The organism is Pseudomonas sp. RIT409, from assembly GCF_003052515.2.
Lineage (GTDB): Bacteria > Pseudomonadota > Gammaproteobacteria > Pseudomonadales > Pseudomonadaceae > Aquipseudomonas.
This window is the reverse complement of the sequence record NZ_QARE02000003.1, coordinates 258,228-274,303: the sequence shown is the minus strand read 5'-3', so window position 1 is coordinate 274,303 and position 16,076 is coordinate 258,228. Positions and strand designations below refer to the sequence as shown.

The window sequence follows — 16,076 nt, the reverse complement described above, 5'->3', positions numbered from 1 at the left end:
AGTGTTGCGTATCGCGAAACAATAGCGGCTAGCCCCTTGCCGGGAACCATCCCATCAGACCGCCTCCAGCGCCTGAGCCAAATCCGCCCGCAGGTCGCCGACGTCTTCGATGCCCACCGACAACCTCACCAGCGAATCGCCGATGCCCAACCTTGCGCGGTTTTCCGGCGGAATGCTGGCATGGGTCATGATCGCCGGGTGTTCGATCAGGCTTTCGACACCGCCGAGGCTTTCGGCGAGGGCAAACAGTTCGACACGTTCCAGAAAACGTCGGGTGCCGGCCAGGTCAGTGTTCAGATCCAGGGAAATCATCCCGCCAAACCCGCGCATCTGCCGAGACGCCAAGGCGTGCTGAGGGTGCGAGGGCAGGCCGGGGTAGTAGACCTTCGCCACCTGAGGTTGGCGTTCCAACCACTGCGCGATGGCCAACGCGTTGCTGCAATGCCGTTCCATGCGCAGCGCCAGGGTTTTCACCCCGCGCACTGTCAGAAACGCGTCGAAAGGACCGGCGATCGAACCGACCGAGTTCTGCAGGAAGCCCAGCCGCTCCGCGAGTTCCGGGTTTTCTCCAACCACCGCAATGCCGCCGATGACGTCCGAATGGCCGTTGAGGTACTTGGTGGTGGAGTGCACGACAATGTCGAAGCCCAGGGCCAAAGGATTCTGAATCCACGGGCTGGCGAAGGTGTTGTCGGCGACGCAGAGGATGTCCCGGTCACGGCATATCCGTGCGATGGCGGCCAGGTCGGTAAGACGCAGCAGCGGATTGCTCGGCGTTTCGACCCAGATCATCCGGGTATCGTCCTGAAGGCCCGCCTCGAATGCGCCGAGGTCCGTCATGTCGACGAAGCTGAAGCGATGGCCGGCGCTGCGTTTGCGGACTTTGTCAAAGAGGCGGAACGTGCCGCCGTAGAGGTCATCACCGGACAGCACATGGGCGCCGGCGTCCAGCAATTCGAGCACCGATGAAATGGCTGCCAGCCCCGACGCAAAGGCAAATGCTTGAGTGCCGCCCTCCAGGTCGGCGACGCAGCGCTCGAGCGCGAATCGGGTGGGGTTGTGGGAACGCCCGTAATCGAAACCCTTGTGAACACCCGGGCTGTCTTGCAGGTAAGTGGAGTTGGCGTAGATCGGCGGCATCAATGCGCCGGTCGTCGGGTCCGGCGTCTGGCCCGCATGGATGACCCGCGTGGCGAAGCCATGGGACGGATGAGTATCGTCGTGCTGAGTCATGGGAGGGATCTCCGCAGGTGGTTGAGCAAGTCGACCCGGGTAATCAGGCCGTGAAAGCCAGTGGCGTCGGCGACAATGGCCACCAGGCCCCGGTCCAGAATGTCCTGAAGACGGGCCAGGCTCGCCTCGGGCGGCAGGGTTTCCAGCTTGTCGGTCATCGCATCCGCCACGGCCGTGCGGAAGTGTGCCGGGTCCTGATGCATGCCGAGCAGGATATCGGATTCATCGATCACCCCGGCCAGCCGCTGCCCATCGACCAGTACCGGCAATTGCGAGACGTCTGCCAGGCGCATGCGCTGAAAGGCGGTGAGCAGGGTATCGTCCGGCCCGACGCTGATGACCCGCCCATCCTCGAAGCGGCGGGCGATCAAATCGCGCAAGTCGCCGTATTTCCTGCGCTGCAGCAAGCCTTGGTCGGTCATCCATTGGTCATTGTAGACCTTCGACAAATAGCGCGTGCCGGTGTCACAGACGAAGCTGACCACCCGCTTCGGCGTGGTCTGTTCGCGACAGTAGCGCAAGGCGGCCGCCAGCAGGGTTCCGGTGGAGGAGCCTCCCAGAATGCCTTCGCTGCGCAGCAATTGCCGGGCGTGTTCGAAGCTGTCCTCATCGCTGATGGAGTAGGCATGCCCCACCCTGGACAGGTCGGTGAAGGAGGGGATGAAGTCTTCGCCGATGCCCTCCACGGCCCAGGAGCCGGGGGTGGGCAGCGTCCGGCTGCGGCTGTATTCCGCCACCACCGAGCCCTCGGGATCGGCGAGTACCATTTCCAGGTCCGGTTGCACGCGTTTGAAGAAACGCGTCAGCCCGGTGAGCGTGCCTGCGGAGCCGACCCCAACGACAATGGCGTCCAGGTCATGCTGGGTCTGTGCCCAGATCTCCGGCGCGGTGCTGGTTTCGTGCGCCAGGGGGTTGGCCGGGTTGTTGAACTGGTCGGCAAAAAATGCGTCTGGAATGTCCTTCGCCAGCCGGGCAGCGACGTCCTGATAATACTCAGGATGGCCTTTGCCGACATCGGACCGAGTGATGTGGACTTCGGCCCCCATGGCCTTGAGGTGCAGCACCTTTTCCGTGGACATCTTGTCCGGCACCACCAGCACCACGCGGTAACCCTTGGCACGGCCGACCAGTGCCAGGCCGAGGCCGGTATTGCCCGCTGTCGCTTCAACGATGGTGCCGCCGGATTTGAGACGACCGTCGCGCTCCGCAGCGTCGATCATCGCCAGGCCCACACGGTCCTTGATCGATCCGCCAGGGTTCTGGGATTCGAGCTTGAGAAACAGGGTGCACAGGCCCGTATCGATCCGGCTGACGCGAACCAGAGGCGTGTTGCCGATCAATTCGAGGACGGCGGGGCGGGAAATGGCTGACATGACAAGACCTCACGCACTGAGAGATACAGGATGGACAGCACCGCGATCAGAATGTGCACCGCGAGGGTGCACGTAAGCGGCGAAACACGTCGCAGCGGGGCAGGGGGCGCAACACCGACCATGGCCTCGCGACCCGCTAGACTTTCCGACAGGCCTCAGGTGCGTTCTTTCATGGGCAGGCGCTTGATCGAGTAGGCGCGTTTTTCATCTTCCGAGTTGTAGTACACGTTCTGCGTGGTGCTGAGGCTGTTGTGGCGCAGGTCGACCTGAAGGTCCTTCATGTCGCGGTGCGGCGCATCGAAGGTGGCCGACGTGTGGCGCAGCCAGTGCAGCGATGCCGCGCGCAACCGGCTCACGTCTTCGTCCGACCAGCCTTCGGCGAGCATGCGTTCCAGTGCGCGGTCGAACACCGCCTGCAGCAACACCCGAATGTGCCGGTCAGACAGGCCGGCCCGACCGCGATGGGTGGCGATCAATGGCGTGGCCTCCCGGAACCCCGGCAACGGCGACAGCCCCTGGTGCACGCGCCAGCGCTTGAGGTAGTGCTCGACGTAGTCGTCCCGTACGCTGATCTTCCCGGCCTTGTTGCCTTTGCCGACCACGTGGTACCACCAATTCCCCGCGCCATCCTGGCGCAGGTCGCCCATGGTCGGGGTCCAGTTGTCCCGGCCCACCAGGTCCGACACGCGCAGATACATGGCGAAGATAGTCGCCACGATGAACAGCGTCCGTTCGTGTACAGGGTCTTGAGCGGCCATTTGCTCAGCTGTCTCGAGCACGAAATCCCATTGCAGTGAAGTCAGGATGCGCGTGTCCTGATCGCCGGTGGTGCGTTGTTTGTACTTGCTTTTCTGCTTGACCGCGCGGAAAGGGTTGTGCTCGCAGAAGCCCTCATCGATGGCGTGCTGAAAGAAGCTGCCACACACCGCGAAAATCTGCGCGATGGACCCCTGAGCGGGCTTGTAGTGTTCCTGGATCAGCGCGCGGTTCTCTTCTTTGGCCCGTTTGCGCTCTTCCTTGGACGCAGACTGGCTGAATGGCCGCCATTGAGGGTTGAGCACATAGGTGTCGGTGGCAGTCTTCTTGCGCGCACCGATCCGGTTGAAACGGGATTTGACCACCGGGCCGACCCACGCCGGATCCGGCGCGAGACAGAACTCCAGAAAATCCTCGGCGTGGGTACGGCGCAGTTCGAGCAAGGGGATGCGCGCCTTGATCATCGTCCACAGCAGCAAGCGCTCGACGTGGGTGCGGTAGGCGTTGAAGGTCGATTCGTTGCCAGCGTATGACTTCAAGAAGCTGCGCACGGCGCGATAGCCTTCGACGGCCTGCTGGTCGGGGGGAAACGCCGCCAGGTAATCGGTGATGGCGGGCAGTTCTGCTTTGAGCGAACTGAAGTTGAGTTCGCCGAAGCGGGCATAGGTTTCAAACAGCGGATGCGGATGGGAAGGCGCGGGCATGGGGCCGGAGGCAGAGCGAGAACAGGGCGCCCATGTTCTCGCGCGCGGACGCGACACGCAAGGCGCGGTTTAGACTTTCGCCGCTGTGCCGGGTGCTTTACGCTCCGTCATTCGATTTGACATGTGTCAGGCGAGCGTATGGATCTGCGTCAACTGGAAGCCTTTGCGGCCGTGATGTCGGCCGGCAGTGTGACGGCGGCGGGAAAGATGCTGGGTCGATCCCAGCCCTCGGTGACGCGGGTGATTCAGGAACTCGAGCAAGAGCTGGAGTTTGCCCTGTTCGAACGCAGCGGCCCGAAGGTCACGCCGACACAGAAGGCGTTCATGATGTACGGCGAGGTCGAAAGCGCCTTGCTGGGCATCCGCAACATCCGCCAGCGGGCGCAATCGATCACTCAAGAGGAAAATCATCACATCAAGCTGGTGGCCATCTCGGCGCTGGCTGCCGGTTTGTTGCCCGCCGCCCTGGCACGCTTGCCGGCGACCCTGCATCCGCAGCAGATCCAACTGCAGAGCATGTCGCCGGAAAACGTGGTGCAGGCCGTGCTTTGCAAAACCATGGACCTGGGTGCCGTGAGCCTGCCACTCGAGCACCGTGGCCTCGATATCCACTGGATCGGCGAGGCGCCTTGCGTGGCAGTGCTGCCGGCGGACTCGGCCTTGGATCGCCACGAGGTGCTCTCGCTGGCAGTCCTGGCCGAACAGACATTCCCGTGGTCGATCAGCCGATGCCCGTGCTGGAGGTGGCAATCATCGGAGATTGCCCGGGCGATCACACTCGAGGCGACGCTCTAGTTCCTCGGCCTTAGCGTGCCGGTCACCGAGCCTTCACTGGGCCTGCTGATCGCCAACGGTTTTGCGCTTGCCGGCGTAAAGCATCGGCAACGGTCATCTGCTTCATCGGCTCATCTTTCTGCAGTGATCTGGATGCTGCGCACTGAGTACTCAGCGCACAGCAGGCTTTCGAATTACACGCGAAACTATTTGCTGCTACCGTTCGCCGCTTCTTCGATGAGCTTAGCCACTGCTTGGGGCTGGGAGACGTAGACCGCGTGGCTACCCTTTATCTCTACGGTTTTGCTCCCCGCTCGGGCGGCCATATATCGCTCCAAATCGGGATTGATTTTGTGGTCCTCTGTTGCAACAGCATACCAGCTGGGCTTGCTATGCCATGCTGCCTGTGTGATGGATGTGTTAAGCGCTTTGGCAGCAATCGGAACCTGAGACTTTGCCATAAACGCTGCTTGCTCTGGCGGCAGATCGGCTGCGAAGTCCTGAGCAAAAGACTTAGGATTCAGGATCTGAAAGCCATTACCAATCGGGATAACATTGTTGGTTGCCAATGGTTTGCTTTTGACCAAACTAGGAATAGATTCGCCTGCATCCGGCATCAGGGCAGCGACATAAACCAAACCCTGCACCTTCTGATCATTACCCGCATCGCTAATTACAATACCGCCATAACTATGGCCAACAAGAATGACTGGGCCATCTTGAAGAGCGATTATGCGTCGAGTTGCCGCGGCATCGTCCTCGAGCGAAGTCTCTGGCTCCTGAACAATACTGACTTGATACCCGTCCTTGGTGAGGATATCGCTGACGGCTTTCCAACCAGAGCCGTCGGCGTACGCACCATGAACCAACACAATGTTGTTCACCGGTTTGGCATAGACCGCACCACTCGCGCACAGCGCAGCAACGATGCAACTTAGGGAAACAGCAAGCTTCTTAAACATAAATTTCTCCACCATTTGGGCAGGTTGAATAAGGGTCGCGGAGACAAAGTCAGCCGCTTGAAATAATCATGTCGATCACCTGCAGATGGCGATCGATATACGCATGGCTGCTGAATTTCAGCATACCCACCTATGACGCTTGCCAAATCGAACTATTCCTTCACCCACTAAAAGAATCTGCCCGAAATGTCCCATCGGCAGCGCCGAGACAGCCCACGCTCGACGAAATGGGAGCGACAATCGGAACTAGAAATTCCTGACTTTTTATGGGCTTAAAGTTAACGCCGATGGTCATGTGGTCATTCGCAACTATCCCGAATCTAACCCCGATAAACGGATGGTGGTAAGACATGCTCAACAGCGAGTTCTGGATCAGCCTCTTGCCGAGGCTGGCATTGCTGATCACCATCGTCGCGATCAACCTGGTCGGTGACCGGCTGCGCGACGTTCTGAACCCGAGGTTGCAGCGATGAGCCTGTTGGAATCCTCGAACGTGACGCCGCCGACCCTCGAGGTGCGCAACCTGTGCACCACCTTTCATACCCGCGCTGGCCTGCTGCCGGCCGTGCGTGACGTATCGCTGCGCGTGCAGCCCGGCCGCGTGCTGGGGCTGGTGGGGGAGTCCGGTTCGGGCAAGTCGGTGACCGGATTTTCGATCCTGGGGTTGGTGGATGCGCCCGGGCGCATCAGCGACGGGCAAGTGCTGTTCAAGGGCCGCGACCTCATTGGCCTTGCACCGGCCCAATTGCGTGAGCTGCAGGGCAACCGCATCGCCATGATCTTCCAGGACCCGATGATGACCCTCAACCCGGTGCTGAGGGTTGACACGCAAATGATCGAAGCCGTGCGTGCGCACGGGCGTTGAACAAGCGCGAGGCTCGGCAGCTCGCTGCTCGGACCCTGGCGGCGATGGGCATTCCGAGCCCGGAGGAACGTCTGCGCGCCTATCCTCATCAGCTGTCGGGCGGGATGCGCCAGCGTGTGGCGATCGCCATCGCCTTGTTGCACTCGCCGGATTTGATCATCGCCGACGAGCCCACCACGGCACTGGACGTGACCATCCAGGCGCAAATCCTCAGCGAAGTGCAGAAACTGGTACGCGAGCGAGGCACTTCGCTGATCTGGATTACCCACGACCTGTCGGTCGTCGCGGGCCTGGCAGATGATGTGGCAGTGATGTACGCCGGACGTATCGTCGAGCAAGGTCCGGTGGACGCGGTGCTCGACCGCCCCCAGCACCCTTAATGTGCCGGGCAGCGTGGCGTCCTACGCCGGTGGCACACGCACGTTGGAATCGGTGCAGGCCAAGGTCTCGCCGACCGACGTCGAGCGTCTGCGCAAGACGCCCAACGTCAACGTCTTTGCCTATCAGTGGCTGCGCGCGCTGATCATTCAGCCAAGCTTCCGCGAGGGGCCGAACGAATTCATCCGTGACAACGCTGGCAAGCCGCTGGCCGAAAACCCGCTGCATGACGTGCGCGTGCGCAAGGGTCTGGACGATGGGCAGATCCTCGACCTGATACACGCCATTTCCATTTTCGCATGGGCCAACCGTCTGATGCTCAATCTGGGCGAGCCGGTGTTCCCGGGGGCGTGAACGCCAACCGGCGCATCGCTCACTTGCCGCCGGTCACGTCCAGGAAGGTTCCGGTGGTGAACGACGCCTCAGGGCTGGCCAGCCACAAGATCGCCCGTGCCACCTCTTCGGGCTGCCCGCCACGGCCCATGGGAATGGTGTCCTTGATGCGATCCACGCGTCCGGGCTCGCCACCGCTGGCATGCATGTCGGTGTAGATGTGCCCGGGGCGCAGGCCGTTGACGCGAATCCCCTCGCGTGCCACTTCCTTGGCCAGGCCGATGGTGAAGGTTTCCAGTGCACCCTTGGAGGCCGCGTAGTCGACGTATTCGTTCGGGCTCCCCAGCCGCGCGGAAGCCGAGGAAACATTGACCACTGAACCGCCTCGGCCTTGATGCCGATACGACATGCGCTTGATCGCCTGTTGTGCACACAGCATGGGGCCGATGGCATTGACGGCGAAGATGCGCTGCATCCGTTCGGGGCTCAGGTCTTCCACGCGCGACTGGCGCGCCAACACCGCCGCGTTATTCACCAACACATCCAGGCGTCCGAACTGTTGATCGATCGTCGCGAACAACTGCGCGACCTGCTCGGGGTCGGCGCTGTCTGCACGCACGGCCAGCGCACGGCGGCCCATCGCTTGCACATCAGCCACGACGCTTGCGGCGGCGGGCTCATCGGCCACGAAGCTGATGACCACGTCGTAACCCTGGGCGGCCGCCAGGCGCGCGGTGGCGGCACCGACGCCGCGGCTGCCGCCGGTGATCAGAATCAAAGGGGCTTGTGAAGCAGTGTCCATGGTGTGAACCCTCATGCGATGAAATAGCTTTCAAGTCGGGCGACCGCCTGCGCCAGGCGGTCAGCCCATGACGATGGTGCCCAGGGCGATGACAGCGCAGGCCAGCAGTTTCCTGACGGTCAAGCTTTCTCCCAGGAAGAAATAGCCAATCAATGCGGCAAACACCACGCTGGTTTCGCGCAGCGCCGACACCGCGCCCATGGGCGCCCAGGACATGGCATAGATGATGGTGCTGTACGCCAGAAGCGACACCAGGCCGCCGGCGATGGCGATGAGGAAGCCCGGACGAGGCGTCACCAGGCTGCGGACGCCTCGCAGGCCAATGTAGACCGCCGGCATCATCACCCCCCACAGCGCGCACATCCACAAGGTGTACGCCATCGGAGCCCCCGACAGACGCGCGCCGATGCCGTCGGTCACGCTGTAAGCCGCGATGAACACACCCGTTCCGACCGCGTAAGGCAGGCCGGGAACGGCGAGACGGCCCTTGCTCAGGGCCAGTGCGATGATGCCTGCCGAAATCAGACCGATCCCCATCAAGGCGCTCGCCTCGACATGCTCCCCGGCGAACAACGCCGCGCCTAGGGTGATCAGAATGGGCGAGCACCCCCGTGCGACGGGATAGGTTTGACCCAGATCACCCAAGCGGTAGCTGCGCACCAGAAACAGGTTGTACCCGACGTGCAGCACGGCCGATAGAACCGCATACGGCCAGCTCGCTGCCGCAGGCGCCGCCATGAATAACGCGCCGAGGACGCTGGCACCGGCCACCGCCACGCACATGATGGTCATTGACCAAAGCCGGTCACCGACTGCACGGAGCAGGGCATTCCAGCTGGCGTGCAGCACGGCGGCGAACAGGACAAGGGAGATAATATGAATAGGCATGGGCCATGTTAGGCCGATGATCCAGCGCCATGACAGCGAAGTCTCTTCATCCGATCATGAACAAAAGCTCATGCTCGATTCGTTACCCGTATGCACGTTGGGCCTCGGCCGATTGTTCGCTCAACCATTGACGGAAGCTGACGATATGAGGCTGAGCTTCAATACCTTTCGGGCAGACGAAGTAGTAAGCGACCGGGGAGGGGAATGGCACGTCGAACAACCTAACCAGGCTGCCATCGGCAATCTGCGCCTCCACATGGCCACTGCGAACCAGCGCCACGCCTTGCCCCAGCAAGGCCGCCTCCACCGTCATGTTGGTGTCGGCGAACCGGACACTTTCCTGAAGGGATGAAACGCTCAGCCCGACGTGCTGGAACCACACCTCCCATTTGGGCACCAGGTCGGCGCCATCGCGGGTCAACAGCGGGTAGCGCAGCAGTTCAGCCGGCTGCCGGGGCTGGCCAAAGCGCTTGAGCAGATCGGGGCTGGCCACCGGAAAGATGTGCTCGCGAAACAGGAACTCGGAGAACAGGTTCGGGTAATGACCTGGCCCGAGGCGGATTGCGACGTCCGGGTCGGTGCGCGAAAACTTGATCGCCTCATCAGTGGTGTCCAGCGTCACCAGGATGTCGGGGTGTTGCTGGGCCAGGCTCGGCAATCGTGGCAACAGCCACTTCAGTGCGTAGGAATAGGTGGTGCTGACCTTGAGCCTGACCCTGCCTTTCTGCTCGCGCAGATCGGCGAGGGTGGCCTCCAGGTTCATGAAAAACTCCCTCACGATGGGCGCAAGGGCCGCGCCCGCCGGGGTCAGGGTCAGCGCCTTGCCACGCTCGAACAATTTCAAGCCCCAGAGGCTCTCGAGGTGCTTGAGTTGATGGCTGACGGCGCTTTGGGTGATATGCAATTCCTCGGACGCCGAGGTGAAGGTGGCGTGCCGCGTAGCGACCTCGAATGCACGCAGGCTGGCGGTCGGTGGCAGATAGCGCATGGCGGGTTTCCGACGGAGGGCAAGGGCGCCCGGTATGAATGTCTGCTCATCATAGACGATCCCCTCCCCACAGCGTTCGTGATCAATCCGCGCGCGTCAGTCTCGAATTACCTCCGGCGCGGGTGACGGCGCGTCCCACTGTTCCAGCACGGCAGCCATGAACTTTTCAGCCAACTCGGGACAACTGGAAGCCCGCGCGATGATCATGGCACCCGCCGCCGAAGCCAGCATCTGCATCGCTTGCTTTTCCGAGGTGCCTTCAACCAGGTCGCCTTTTTTCGCCATGAGCAGCTCGACCATGCGTTTGACGCCGCGGGTATAGGCCTCACGGGGCGCGCCGCCTACCCGGGCGACATCGGCCGCCAGCGTTGGGATAGGGCAGGCGTCATGCTTGCTCTGGCAGTGTTCATGGTTGACGTAGCTGTGCACCACCTCACTCGCTGATGTCAGGGTGCTCCAAAATTCACAGTATTCATCGAATGTGCGTTGGATGGCTTCGGCGACCAGTTGGTCCTTGCCTTGGGGAAATTGCCGGTAGAACCCGCCGTGGGTAAGCCCCACGGATTTGGAGAGTTCGCCGATCCCGATACCTTCTATTCCATGTTCGCGGTAGAGACGGGACGCTGCCGTCAGGATCTTTTCCTTGTTCAGCTCTCGTCGTTCTTTCGTGACTTTCATAATGTTCTCGCGCTGCGGGGCGATGCGAATTATAGCCGCCTCGCCGGGCCGGGTGCCTGGAAGCGCTGCGCAGATGCGTTTGTTCACCTCGCAGGCCTTCCAGCCTTCTATCGGCGGTCTGGTTCGCTGGCGGTTGTTCGACTTCGGCAAGATCGACGCCGAGGTTGCCAACGCGAAAGGCGAGCACGCCGAGGCGCTGGCGCGCTACCGGCAATCGGTGCTCAGAGGCTGCGAAGACGTCGAAAATGCCCTGGTAACGGTGGCGCAGACCGAAGAGCGCCGCAAGGAGCTCGCCGACGAGGTCGTGGCACTGACCCGGGCTCGGGATCTGTCCGAGCGGGCCTATAAATCAGGGGCCATCACCCTCACCGATGTGCTGGACGCCAATCGTGAGCTGCTGGTCGCCCGGGACAGCCTGAGCAGCACGCAAAGCGATTCGACCCGCGCTGTCGTGTCGCTGTATCGCTCGATCGGCGGCGGCTGGGACGGGGCGAGCGTTCAGGCGGCGAATTGACCCTATCACCGCGCGAGTCATCGACCGACGACGCGTGCGGCCTGCAAAAGAGCGTCGCGCCCGTTCGCGGGCGCTGAAACTCCCTTCCTGTACGTGCCCAGCGATTCATTTCGTCGCTGGCATGCCCCCTGCATCGCGCTGACGCAGTCCATGAGCCGGTAAAACCTTTGCGTACGTCGCTGTTGTCAGGTTCGCGATTGCTGGCGCTGCATCGGTGATGCCACAATGCCGCTCCCCGCTTGGTTCGCCGAACGTTCAGCGTGACGCATAGACAGTCACGATGCCCAGCCTCCGTGGCTGTTTTCACATGCCAGGCCCGCAGGAGAGGTTCATGTCGGTTCGGTTGCCTCTGTTATTGAGTATCGTGCTGCTCTGGGCGCAGGCGGCGTGGGCCAGCTCCGTCACACAGCGTGAGAGCTCCGCCCACACTATCGATGTACAACTGCGATGGAAACACCAGTTCCAGTTCGCCGGGTACTACGCTGCCATTGCGCAGGGGTATTACCGCGAGGAAGGGCTGGAGGTGCGCCTGCACGAAGGCGGCCCCAGCGTCACACCGGTCGAAGAAGTGCTTTCCGGGCGTGCCCAGTACGGCGAAGCCAACAGCGAACTGCTGTATGCGCGCCTGCATGGAAAGCCTTTGGTCGCGCTGGCGGTGATTTTTCAACACTCGCCCTCCGTTCTGCTGGCGCGCACGGACCAGCAGGTTCGCACGGTGCACGATCTCATCGGCAAGCCTGTGATGCTGATGGGTGAGCAGACCGACGCCGACTTCCTGGCAATGTTCCGCAGTGAGGGGATACCCCTCGACAAACTCAACCTGCTACCCAGCAGTTACCAGATCGAGGACCTGGCCAACGGAAAGGTGACGGCCTTCAATTCGTACCTGACCAACGAACCTTTCTACCTTCAGCAGCGCGGCGTGGACTACAACGTGATCTCTCCCGTCACCTACGGGATCGATTTCTACAGCGACATCCTGTTCACCAGCCAGGCCGAGATCGACGAACATCCACAACGGGTTGAAGCGTTCCGGCGCGCCACCCTGCGGGGCTGGCGCTACGCAATGGACAACCCCGAGCAAATCATCGACCTGCTGATCAACCAGTATTCGGTCAAGAAAAGCCGTGCGCACTTGCAGTACGAGGCCCAGGCCATGCGGCCGCTGGTGCTGTCCGACCTGATTGAGATCGGCCATATGAACCCAGGCCGCTGGCAGCGAATGGCAGAAACCTTTCTCGACCTGGGCATGGTCACCTCGATCGACGGCCTGGAGAACTTCATCTACGACCCCAGTCCGCCTCAACTCGTCGAGCGCCTGCGCAAGACCATCGTCCTGGTCAGTATCGGCTGTGGAATCGCACTGACGTTCACCTTGATTCTCCTGAACGTGCAGCGCCAACTGCGCAACGAGATCAAGCGACGCAAACTCGCCGAACAGGAAGTCCACAAACTGGCTTTCTATGACAGCCTGACGGGCTTGCCGAATCGCAATAGTTTCATTCCCTTCGCCACTGAGAAGCTGCTCGCTGCAAAGCGGCGTGGCGCGCACCTCGCGCTGTGTTACATCGACTTGAACCACTTCAAGCAAGTCAACGACTGTTTCGGCCATCAGGCGGGCGATGCGATTCTCATCCACGCCGCCGAGGCGATCAAATCCAGTATTCGTCCCTCCGATATCGCCGCGCGGGTAGGGGGTGATGAATTCGTCGTGCTGCTTGAGGGGGCCCATGCGCGCAGTGAAATCCAGCGCATCACCCAGGACATCTGCACGGCCGTCGCCGAACCGATGACCTGGAACAACAGCCTGATCAAGGTCAGCGCCAGCCTGGGCGTGGCGTGGTATCCGGAAGCGGGTGAGGGCCTCGACGATCTGATTTTCAAGGCCGACACCGCCATGTTCGAAACCAAGGCCAGTACCGCGGCACGGGCCTGAATCGGTCTTTCGTCCATGGCCTCGCGTCCCTGACCGCTACAACCTTGCCTCAGCCTTTTCCTCCTTGTTTCCGGTGCCGTCTCGATCAGAGGGCTTGTCCTCAAACAGTGCGCAACGCCTCAACCCAGTGCGGCCAGCACATCCTCGACGGAATAAAGAGTCCGATACCGCCGTTTTCAGGCCGTCTGAAACGGGCCTGCTATTTGCTCTCCTTGAGCGCGCGATCACTCAATCAAACGCACTTGAACAGGAGCAGGTACATGAGCTCATCCGGCGATTTTCCCTTAAGTGAAGCCCCACCGTCCGCGCGAAAGGGGCTGTTATCCATTTCCATGGTGCTGTTCAGTTTCACGTTCTTTACCGGGACCATGTTTGCAGGTGGCAAGTTGGGCATGGCCTTTTCATTTACGGACATGCTGTGGATTGCCACGATCGGGAACACCCTGCTCGCGATCTACGCTGCCGCACTGGCGTTCATCGCGTCGCGCAGTGGGCTGAACACGGTGTTGATGGGGCGCTTCTGTTTCGGGGAAGCGGGAAGCCGGCTCTCGGACTTTCTGCTGGGGTTTGCCGAACTGGGCTGGTATGCCTGGGGCACGGCCACCGTCGCCATCGTGCTGGTGAAGATGCTCGGGCTGGCCGAGGGCCTGACGCTCCCGCTGATGATTCTGTTCGGCTTTGGTTTCAGCATCACCGCCATCGTCGGTTACAAAGGCCTGGACATCCTTTCGCGCCTCTCGGTGCCCCTGATGTTCATCTTGTTGATCATTTCGATGTACATCGCCACGCACGACATCGGCGGGTTCAAAGGCCTCTCGGCGGTGATTCCGCACGAGACCATGACCTTTTCCGCTGCGGTGACCATGGTGTTCGGCACGTTCGCCAGTGGCGCGACGCAGGCCACCAACTGGACGCGGCTTTCCCGCACTGGGCGCGTGGCGATCATTGCCAGCGTCGTCAGTTTTCTGCTGGGCAATGGCTTGATGGTCGTGGCAGGCGCCTGGTGCGCAGTCGTCTATCAGCAGGCCGACATCGTTGAGGTGATGATGCTCCAGGGCTTGTCATTCGCGGCCGTGGTCATGCTGTGTCTGAACCTGTGGACGATCCAGGGGCCGACGATCTACAACGTGGCGGCCGCTGCCTGCCATCTAGTGCGAAGCGAAAGACGCCGCACGATGACCTTGATCGCGGCGGGTGTGGGCGTCATTCTGGCGATCGGCGGCATGTACGAAATGCTCATTCCTTTTCTCGTCCTGCTCGGTTCGATCATCCCTCCCGTGGGCGGCGTCATCATGGCTGACTTCTGGTATCGCCATCGCGGCAGTTACCCCCTGCTGGCCAACGCCACATTGCCACGCTACAACGCCAAAGGCTTGATTGCCTATGCCGTCGGCGCCATCGTCGCGTACTGCTCACCCTGGATCGCGCCGCTGGTGGGGATCGCGGTTGCCGCGGTGTGCTACATCGGGCTGCTGCGCATGGGGGCTCGGGACACGGCGGTGACCAGCGTTCAGGGTGAACAGTGAGCCTGATGGTGGAGGAGGTCCTGAAGCTTTCAGGCCTTGACGAGCTGACCGTGCGCCCAGGCGGTTGAGCATTGGAACGGCCACAAAGATGGAACCTTGCCGAGCTTGGCTTGCCCACTTCCTGTGTGAGCAATTGATACTCGACAGGAGAAGAGGATGCCTAGCTCAGATGGAAAGATTCGGTACGCGGTGGTAGCAGGCGGGTCAATTTCTCAAGGGGCCTTCATGCCGGGTGTAGGCCAGACGGACAACTCGGTGATGACCGCCCTGGTCACGGGGGATCCGGTCAAAGCGCAGGATTTGGCCTCGGTCTATGGTCTGAAGTCCTACTCGTACGAGGAGTACCCCAAGCTGTTGGCCTCCGGGGAAATTGACGCCGTGTACGTTGCGACGCCGAATTTTTTGCACACCCAGTATGTGATTCCCGCGCTTCATGCAGGCATCCATGTGCTTCTGGAAAAGCCCATGGCTGTCACGCAAGCCGAGTGCCGTGAGATGGCGGACGTCGCAGAACGAACAGGCGCCAAGCTCATGGTCGCGTACCGGTTGCATTGTGAGCCTGGAACGCTCGAGATGATCGAGCGTGTGCAGAAAGGGGAGTTCGGTGACCCGCGCGTGTTCACGTCGACATTCGCCCAAACCGTCAAGGCCAGCAACCATCGCAACCAAAACGGTTTCGCTGCGGGTCCCGTTGCGGACATGGGGCCTTACCCACTGAACATGGTGCGCAAACTGTTCAACGCCGAGCCGATCGAGGTGATGGCGTTGGGTGCAAAAACGCCAGGATCACCTCTGGAGTCTTGGGACACGGTGACCGTCTCGCTGCGCTTCCCGGAAGAGCGGCTGGCTCACTTCACCGTGAGTTACACGCTGCCAGACACCGAGCGCTTCCAGTTGCTCGGTACTCAGGGCGAAATCGAGGCATCGCCCTGCTTCGGGTACGGGGAAGGCGTGGCCATCCGTTACCGAGCGACCCTCAACGGCGAGACGACCGAACACGTCAACCCCGTCGTTGATCAGTTTGCTGGCGAGACCGCCTATTTTTCCGACTGCATCCTCAATGACCAGACGCCCGAGCCAGACGGCGAGGAGGGCTGGCGGGACGTTCGGGTGATCATGGCGATACAGCGTGCGCTCGAGACTGGACTGGCGCAAACGCTCGAGCCCTTGGCGCAAAGACGCCCGCCGCTCAGGACACAACAGCGAACGTTCGCGTTGGCCGAGGTGCCGCCTTACATCAACACCGAATCGCCAACGGAGTGATCGAGCACGGCCGACGCGTGAGGAATGGCGCGCGTCGGCACGGCCCGATCAAGGCGTCCAGATCCCCACGTCTTTCAGTAACTCCCCAGTCACCCGTCATGCT

Annotated in this window: 14 protein-coding genes and 2 pseudogenes; 8 read left to right on the top strand and 8 right to left on the bottom strand. The window is 61.5% G+C overall.

Annotated features, from left to right (window positions below):
* Nucleotides 1–54: 54 nt before the first annotated feature.
* From DBP26_RS05780 to DBP26_RS05770, 3 genes are all read right to left on the bottom strand, one after another.
* Entirely contained in the window at nt 55–1,233 is a 1,179-nt protein-coding gene (locus tag DBP26_RS05780; RefSeq protein WP_108236544.1) for a cystathionine gamma-synthase, read from the bottom strand.
* Complete coding sequence (locus DBP26_RS05775; protein WP_108236545.1) at nt 1,230–2,606, bottom strand: cystathionine beta-synthase; 1,377 nt, start codon at nt 2,604–2,606, stop codon at nt 1,230–1,232. Before DBP26_RS05775 ends, DBP26_RS05780 begins: the two co-directional genes overlap by 4 nt.
* Nucleotides 2,607–2,761: 155 nt before the next feature.
* On the bottom strand, nt 2,762–4,066 hold the full coding sequence (locus DBP26_RS05770; protein ID WP_108236546.1) for an integrase: 1,305 nt from the start codon (nt 4,064–4,066) through the stop codon (nt 2,762–2,764).
* A 138-nt stretch (nt 4,067–4,204) separates the two neighbouring features.
* Between DBP26_RS05770 and DBP26_RS27045 the strand changes: the two genes are divergently transcribed.
* Nucleotides 4,205–4,861, top strand: coding sequence for a LysR family transcriptional regulator (locus tag DBP26_RS27045; protein ID WP_256600620.1), 657 nt, complete (start codon nt 4,205–4,207; stop codon nt 4,859–4,861).
* A gap of 185 nt (nt 4,862–5,046) precedes the next feature.
* On the opposite strand, the gene DBP26_RS05760 is transcribed toward DBP26_RS27045, so the two are convergent.
* Nucleotides 5,047–5,802 (bottom strand): alpha/beta hydrolase, encoded by a 756-nt coding sequence (locus tag DBP26_RS05760; protein WP_218565091.1) that lies wholly within the window; start codon nt 5,800–5,802, stop codon nt 5,047–5,049.
* A gap of 350 nt (nt 5,803–6,152) precedes the next feature.
* Between DBP26_RS05760 and DBP26_RS27240 the strand changes: the two genes are divergently transcribed.
* From DBP26_RS27240 to DBP26_RS05750, 3 genes and pseudogenes are all read left to right on the top strand, one after another.
* Entirely contained in the window at nt 6,153–6,275 is a 123-nt protein-coding gene (locus DBP26_RS27240; protein WP_256600737.1) for a hypothetical protein, read from the top strand.
* A pseudogene (locus DBP26_RS05755) lies at nt 6,272–7,044 on the top strand (ABC transporter ATP-binding protein); the annotation flags it as partial. The gene DBP26_RS27240 and the pseudogene DBP26_RS05755, both read left to right, overlap by 4 nt.
* A 64-nt stretch (nt 7,045–7,108) precedes the next feature.
* Nucleotides 7,109–7,291, top strand: a pseudogene (locus DBP26_RS05750) (ABC transporter substrate-binding protein); the annotation flags it as partial.
* Between the two features lie 127 nt (nt 7,292–7,418).
* On the opposite strand, the gene DBP26_RS05745 reads toward DBP26_RS05750, so the two are convergent.
* From DBP26_RS05745 to DBP26_RS05730, 4 genes are all read right to left on the bottom strand, one after another.
* Entirely contained in the window at nt 7,419–8,180 is a 762-nt protein-coding gene (locus DBP26_RS05745) for a glucose 1-dehydrogenase (protein WP_108236548.1), read from the bottom strand.
* A 60-nt stretch (nt 8,181–8,240) separates the two neighbouring features.
* Entirely contained in the window at nt 8,241–9,068 is an 828-nt protein-coding gene (locus DBP26_RS05740) for a DMT family transporter (RefSeq protein WP_108236549.1), read from the bottom strand.
* Nucleotides 9,069–9,150: 82 nt separating this feature from the next.
* Entirely contained in the window at nt 9,151–10,056 is a 906-nt protein-coding gene (gene gcvA / locus DBP26_RS05735) for a transcriptional regulator GcvA (protein ID WP_108236550.1), read from the bottom strand.
* A 96-nt stretch (nt 10,057–10,152) separates the two neighbouring features.
* The gene (locus tag DBP26_RS05730; protein WP_108236551.1) at nt 10,153–10,734 is read right to left on the bottom strand and encodes a TetR/AcrR family transcriptional regulator; all 582 of its coding nucleotides are present in this window, start codon (nt 10,732–10,734) and stop codon (nt 10,153–10,155) included.
* 73 nt (nt 10,735–10,807) lie between these two features.
* Here DBP26_RS05730 and DBP26_RS05725 point away from each other — a divergent pair, with 73 nt between their 5' ends.
* The 4 genes from DBP26_RS05725 to DBP26_RS05710 all read left to right on the top strand — a co-directional run bounded on the left by DBP26_RS05725 (nt 10,808) and on the right by DBP26_RS05710 (nt 15,973).
* Complete coding sequence (locus tag DBP26_RS05725; protein WP_256600622.1) at nt 10,808–11,248, top strand: TolC family protein; 441 nt, start codon at nt 10,808–10,810, stop codon at nt 11,246–11,248.
* Nucleotides 11,249–11,579: 331 nt separating this feature from the next.
* Nucleotides 11,580–13,184 carry a GGDEF domain-containing protein gene (locus DBP26_RS05720; protein WP_158541395.1) on the top strand — a complete coding sequence of 535 codons (1,605 nt, stop codon included), beginning with the start codon at nt 11,580–11,582 and terminating at the stop codon, nt 13,182–13,184.
* A gap of 260 nt (nt 13,185–13,444) precedes the next feature.
* A complete protein-coding gene (codB, locus tag DBP26_RS05715; RefSeq protein WP_108236553.1) occupies nt 13,445–14,710 on the top strand; it encodes a cytosine permease in 1,266 nt (421 codons plus the stop codon).
* A gap of 156 nt (nt 14,711–14,866) precedes the next feature.
* Nucleotides 14,867–15,973 carry a Gfo/Idh/MocA family oxidoreductase gene (locus tag DBP26_RS05710; protein WP_108236554.1) on the top strand — a complete coding sequence of 369 codons (1,107 nt, stop codon included), beginning with the start codon at nt 14,867–14,869 and terminating at the stop codon, nt 15,971–15,973.
* The last annotated feature ends 103 nt before the right edge of the window (nt 15,974–16,076 follow it).